The following is a 6,151-nucleotide window of genomic DNA, read 5'->3' on the forward strand; positions in this document are numbered from 1 at the left end:
GTCGGAGTTGGCGTTGGCGCCGGAGTCGGAGTGGGCGTGGGGGTCGGTGTTGGGGTTGGCGTCGGAGTAGGAGTAGGAGTTGGGGTAGGGGTGGGCTGGGGCTGGACGATGGCCAGGGCCTCTTCGGCTTTTAGCTCCCCCCGAACCAGCTTGGAGAGGGTATCTTGGCCGCCAGGGGTGTAGGTGATCTCGCGGGCGGCGCTGTTGAACACATTGCGGATGGGATCCCCTTTGCTGTCCACCAGTTCCAGCACCATCACATTGCGACCGGGCCTGAAGCCCTTCAGATAAAAAGACTCCCAGCGATCCAGCAGGCCGGATTGGCCGTTGAGGGTGTAGCGGATCCGCCAGTCCCGTGGCAAGTCACTCAACAGGCTCTCCCGCACTGGGGCATTGGCCAGCCAGAAATCCACCAAGATTGGCTCGGCCCCGTAGCTGCCTGTGGGGCGGTTGTAGGTGAGCAGGGGCAGTTGCGGCTGTGGTACGTACTCAGGGGTGGGAGCTAACACGTGAAAGCTGACCTGGGCATAGGCTTCAGAGTTTTTGAAGCTCTCGTGCCAGGGTTTGCCGGCAAACACCCGCAGAGTATGGGATCCCGGCTCCAAATCCTTGAAAACGAGGGGAGCATCGGCATCGTAATGGGCGATGTAGGGACGGTTGTCCAGCACCACGTGCAGATGAGGGCCGAGACCCAATTGCGGATCTTGGAAAAGCGGATACCCTTGCACCGCGAAGCGAACGGTTACCTGCCGCTCTGGCAACACCTCACCTGGCTTGGGGCTGAGGATCTGAACTTGCGGGCGACAATACTGCAAATGGGCATCCAGCTTGGCAATCTCCGGGGGAACCGGCACGCGCTCTAGCTGGGGAAGCTGTTCCTGCGGGGGTTTAGGCGGGGATCCCCCACAAGAGGCCAAAACGAGGGCGGCCAACAGACAGATCCACCATCTCAACAACCCCCACCTTCTCAACCTGGCATTTCCCGCGTGTTCTTGCATGAGCCTTACATCCCAACGCTCTCGGTATCCTGCCGAGCCGCAGACAAGCCATCCCCACATTACCAGCATGTGTCCTTTGGGGAAGATCCCTTCCCCCGCCCTAGAATGGGATCAACTGGCCTGGCTCAAGCCGGGTCGGAGACACTTTTGAGGTCATGTATGGCTCTGTTGGCGATAACGGCCCTGGCGGGTATGGATCTGGCCCAGTGGCAAGCTCTGCTCAACAATGTGGCGTTTGCCATTTGTTTGGGGGCCATGCTGTTTTACTGGGGCGGGGCAGCCTTTCCCCAGGTGCGGCTTCTAACCGAATTGGGCCTGGCGGGGATGATTGGGGCAAACTTGACGATGGCAGCCCTGTTGACGGCCCGCTGGATCGATGCGGGCTACTTCCCCCTGAGTAACCTGTACGAGTCTCTGTTTTTCCTGGCTTGGGGGATCACCGCTTTGCATTTGGTGGCCCTCTACTGGAGCCGCAGCCGCTGGGTGGGGGTCATGACCGCCCCAGTTGTAACCGGGATCGTAGCCTTTGCTGCCTTGGTGCTGCCGGAAGATATGCAGGTAGCCCAGCCCCTCGTGCCGGCTTTGCAATCCAACTGGCTGATGATGCATGTGACTGTGATGTTGCTGGCCTATGCGGCGCTGTTGGTGGGATCCCTTCTCTCCATCAGCTTTCTCATCGTCACCCGCGGTCAGGATGTCCATCTCAAGGGCAACTCCCTCGGCCTGCAATTTCGCCCTCCCCAACCCCAAACCCATCCCGAATGGGCGGAAGCCACCCTGCCTTCCCCGGCTTCAGAACTGGCCTACGCCGGCCTCCGCTCCCCCCGTCCTGCCCCCTCGTCCGCTGAACTCCCCCCCCAACCGGCCCCCGAAGGGATCCCCTGGCAACTGCTGAGCCTGGCAGAAATCTTGGACAACACCAGCTACCGGCTGATCGGGCTGGGGTTCCCCCTGCTCACCATCGGCATTATCGCCGGCGCCGTTTGGGCCAACGAAGCCTGGGGTACCTACTGGAGCTGGGATCCGAAAGAAACCTGGGCCTTGATTACCTGGTTGGTCTTTGCCGCCTATTTGCACGCCCGCATCACCAAAGGCTGGCAAGGCAGACGCCCCGCCCTCTTGGCCAGCTTAGGCTTTGGGGTGGTTTGGGTGTGTTATCTGGGGGTGAACTTTCTGGGCAAAGGCTTACACAGTTATGGCTGGTTTTTCTGAGGGAATTTTTCTCAAAAACCGGCCCGAGTTTATGGGTATTCTGGTGCTGGCAAGCCGTAGTGGATCCCTTCGAGGAGAAAAACGATGCGACTGTTCAACTACCTGATCTTGTTTTCAGCCCTCCTGGCCATTGCCCTCTTTGCCATGCAAAACGCCACCCCGGTCACGGTTACTTTTGCCCCCGGCGTCAGCGTTGAAAGCCCTCTGGTGATGGAACTTCTGGCATCTGCCGGGATTGGGGCCGCCCTCGCCTGGCTGTATAGCCTCTGGATGCGCGTACAGTTCAGCATCGAAGCCCGGGAAAAAAATCGGCAACTGCAGGAGAAGGAGGTCACCATCACCGAACTCAAGGAAATGGTGGTGGAGCTGGAAGCCAAAGTGAAGCAACTGCCTCCCAGCAAGCGTGCCGAACCCCAAGAGGACATCCAGGATGTGAAAGAAGTGGCCACCGAGGGATCCCCTGCCTAAAATCCCCAGGTTGACCCACAGGCCGTTGAGGTAGAATTGAACTTCTACTTGCCCCTCTCCCTAGCTCATACTTCCTATGCAGGTTATCCAAGAAAAACGCCCTGGCAGCCGGGTCGGTCTCAAAATCGTGGTAGAAGCCGACCGGGTGAAGCGCTCCTACGAAAAAACCTTGCGTCAACTGGAGCAGAATATCCAAATTCCGGGATTCCGCAAGGGCAAGGCCCCCCGCAACCTCGTTGTGCGGCAGGTGGGCCGCGAGCGCATCATGGCCAGTGCTGTGGATGACCTGATCAGCGAGGCCATTCAACAGGCTTTCAAGGAAGCTCGGCTCACTCCCATTAGCCGGTTCGAGCTGGATGATGAGGTGGGTCAGCTCTTGGCTCAGTTCAACCCCGAAGCAGACTTCAGCTTCTCAGGATATGTTGAGGTGTACCCCGAAGCCCGCGTTGGCCAATACAAAGGGCTGACCGTTACGGCAACCCGTGTTGACGTCAAGCCTGAGCAAATTGACCAGCTCATCGACCGATGGCGGGATCAGCGGGCCACCCTCTTGCCGGTAGAAGATCGGCCTGCTCAGTTGGGGGATGTGGTGGTGATCGATTTTGCAGCCCGCGATGCAGAAGGCAATCCCCTCGACGAGATGACCACCCAGGACTTCCAGCTGGAACTCAAGGAAGACAACTTCATCCCCGGTTTTGTGGCGGGCATCGTGGGCATGCAGCTCGACGAAACCAAGGAGATTGCAGCCACCTTCCCCGACGACTACTTCAGAAAAGAGTTGGCCGGGAAAACGGTTACCTTCACTGTCTGCCTGAGGGAGATCAAGGCCAAAGAGCTGCCCGAATTGGATGATGCCTTTGTGCAAGAGATCAGCAGCTTTCAAACGGTGGCCGAACTGCGGGAGCACTTGCAAAAGCGCCTTGAACAGGATGCCCTGAGACAATCCGAGGAGAACCTGGAAACCGCCATCCTCAACGCCATCTTGGAGACTACTGAGGTGGATTTGCCGGAAACCCTCATCGAACAAGAAACGACACAACTGCTGGCCCAGAGTCTCCAGGCCCTGCGGCAGGAAGGCATCAAGCCGGGGGAGCTCCGTAAGTTCTTGTCCGAGTTGCCTCCCGAAACCCTTAACCAGTTGAAAGAGCGCCACCGACCCGAAGCCATCGACCGGCTGCGGCGCACCTTGGCCCTGAGCGCCATCGTTCGGCAAGAGCAAATTGCCGTAGGTTCCACGGAGTTGGACGTGGAAGTGGAAGAAGTGATGGCGGCCTACGCCCAGCAAGGGCAGAGGCTGGATCGGGAACGAGTACGCCAAGCCGTCTATGAAGGCTTGCTGACCAACAAGGTGATGGCCTGGCTGAAGTCGCAAACTACGGTCAACTGGGTCGATAGCGAGGGGAATCCAACCCAGGCACCTACTTCTTTGGCAGGCTCAGAGGAGAGGGTTGAAGTGCCAGAGGCCGAGTTTAAGTTCGATGAGCCAGAAGCAGAGGTATCCGGGATCCCTGAGGCCGTTGAATCCTCCTCAGAGACGGCTACGGGGGCGGAAACGGATGGAGAAGCCGCAGTCGTGGAAGCCGAACCGGCCCCAGAAGAGGCTGTAGAAGTATCCCCTGCGGAAACCCTCTCAGATTCTGCGGCAGATTCAGAACCAAAGGCAACGATCCCGGTTGAGGAGAAGGCAGAAGAAACCACTGCAGAGACCCCAGCAGCAGAAAAGCCTAAGCCAAGCAAAAAGGGCAAAAAAGGCAAGTAAGAGTAGGCTGTGGTGGGGCGGTTTTCCGGATCCCGGCTGGGAACATTCCAAAGAAGGGGGGCGCGACAGTCACCCCTAGTGTTCTAAAATGCAAAAAGCGGATACCTAACACTGCCTACAGTGGCAGAGGGGAGCGTTTAGGGTTTATCCTATTCGCAACATCTGCAAGAGGGCAGGCTACCATGAAAGGATTTGCGCGCGCAATTGGGGCTTGGGGGATCCTCACCCTGATCGCGGGGATCTGGCCCGGCAGTACTGCGGCTGTGCCCGTCGTGCCCTCGGATCCTGCAGGTTCGGGGATCCCGGCAGCTCCTTCGCTTCCCCCTGAGCTGGTCGGGCTGGATCTCCGCCATCTGGTGGGATTGTTCATCAACGAGTCCTTGGGTGCAGGCAACCAAGCTGCCGCAGTCAGTTACAACGACCTCTACACCCGCCTGTTGGCCCGAAGCTACGGGGATCCCCGCCCCCCCATTGAGGTGGAGTACGAGTTCATTCAAGAGATCCTGCGGGAGTATGGGGATCCCGCCGATCGTTTCTGGGATCCGCAAGCTTTTAAGGACTTGCTCAACCGTCCTCGTCCTCCCGTACAAGCCCGCGGGATCGGCCCGCGCCAGGTTTACTTGGCTGTGCCGGATCTCACCCCGGCCACAGCTCAGCAAATCCGCCAAACCCTCTACACCCAAGACTACAGCCAGGGCATTGTCCTCGACCTGCGCGGCTCGGTGGGCTACGACCCCCAAGTGGTAGCAGATGTGGCGCGCCTGTTTTTGCCCCGCTCCGTCCAGCCGCTGCTGATTACCGAAGACCGATTCGGGCAGCCCACCCTCTGGAACAGCGAAAATCTGCCCATTGCCGCCGGGATCCCGTTGGCCGTTCTCGTGGATGGTAACACCCGCCAGGGGGCCACCCTCTTGGCTGCCCAGTTGGGATCCAGCGGTAGCACCCTTATCTTGGGACAGCCCACCCAAGGCAGCGAGCGACAAACCCGCTTCTTTGCTCTCCCCTCCGGCGCGGCGGTGGAACTGGCCGTGGCCACCTGGAAGACAGGAGATGGTCGCTCTTTGGAGCGAGGTTTAGTGCCTTTGCAGACGGTGGAAGGAGATGACAATGCTTGGCTGAATGCCGGCCTGCAAGCGCTGGCCTTGCCCCCACGGCGACCCACCCTGCCCCCACGGCCTACCGTGCTGGTGCAAGAGGGCCGAGTTGGCCGCTTTGAGCTGGGCATGGATACCCGCAACGTCGATACCCACCTGCTGGGCAATGTCGATCAGATCCCAGCAGCCTCCGGAGCTAATGTGTTTCAGCCCAACAGCGACCTGAAGATCTTTTACCTGCAGGACTACATCCTCTTCACCTACCGTCATCCGGGCATTGTGGATAGCTTTTTCGCCAACCGCATCTACACCACCCACCCGGAAGCCATGACCGGCGAAGGGATCCGCATCGGCTCCACCTATTCGGAAGTGATCGCCGTTTACGGCGGGCCCGGCGAGAACGGCTACAACGAGGTGGTGCCCTATCCCAAGGGGAGCCGAGAGTATCTGCGCGACGACCGCTACTACGTCAACTACGATGCTCTGGGCCTGGCCTTTGCCTTTGAGGTGGGATCCAACCAGGTCACGGCCATTGGCCTGTTCAAGCCGGGGAGCTGAAGACGAAGGTAAACTACCCCCGCCTAAAGGCGGGAGCTTTCAGTAGCCCTAGAGTCGGCAAG

Annotated in this window: 5 protein-coding genes and 1 pseudogene; 5 read left to right on the top strand and 1 reads right to left on the bottom strand. The window is 59.3% G+C overall.

The window, feature by feature from the left end:
- Positions 1-932: pseudogene (locus NW838_RS06460) on the bottom strand (hypothetical protein); the annotation flags it as partial.
- Positions 933-996: 64 nt separating this feature from the next.
- On the opposite strand from NW838_RS06460, the gene NW838_RS06465 reads away from it, so the two are divergent.
- From NW838_RS06465 to NW838_RS06485, 5 genes are all read left to right on the top strand, one after another.
- Positions 997-1,149, top strand: a complete 153-nt coding sequence (locus NW838_RS06465; RefSeq protein WP_414358280.1) for a hypothetical protein — start codon at positions 997-999, stop codon at positions 1,147-1,149.
- A 41-nt stretch (positions 1,150-1,190) separates the two neighbouring features.
- The gene (gene ccsB / locus NW838_RS06470; protein WP_414427727.1) at positions 1,191-2,210 is read left to right on the top strand and encodes a c-type cytochrome biogenesis protein CcsB; all 1,020 of its coding nucleotides are present in this window, start codon (positions 1,191-1,193) and stop codon (positions 2,208-2,210) included.
- Positions 2,211-2,294: 84 nt separating this feature from the next.
- Positions 2,295-2,678 (top strand): lipopolysaccharide assembly LapA domain-containing protein, encoded by a 384-nt coding sequence (locus tag NW838_RS06475; protein WP_011431755.1) that lies wholly within the window; start codon positions 2,295-2,297, stop codon positions 2,676-2,678.
- A gap of 76 nt (positions 2,679-2,754) precedes the next feature.
- Positions 2,755-4,437, top strand: coding sequence for a trigger factor (gene tig, locus NW838_RS06480; RefSeq protein ID WP_414358282.1), 1,683 nt, complete (start codon positions 2,755-2,757; stop codon positions 4,435-4,437).
- Between the two features lie 182 nt (positions 4,438-4,619).
- Positions 4,620-6,089, top strand: coding sequence for a S41 family peptidase (locus NW838_RS06485; protein WP_414358285.1), 1,470 nt, complete (start codon positions 4,620-4,622; stop codon positions 6,087-6,089).
- The last annotated feature ends 62 nt before the right edge of the window (positions 6,090-6,151 follow it).

The organism is Synechococcus sp. R55.2, assembly GCF_047462075.1.
Classification (GTDB): domain Bacteria; phylum Cyanobacteriota; class Cyanobacteriia; order Thermostichales; family Thermostichaceae; genus Thermostichus.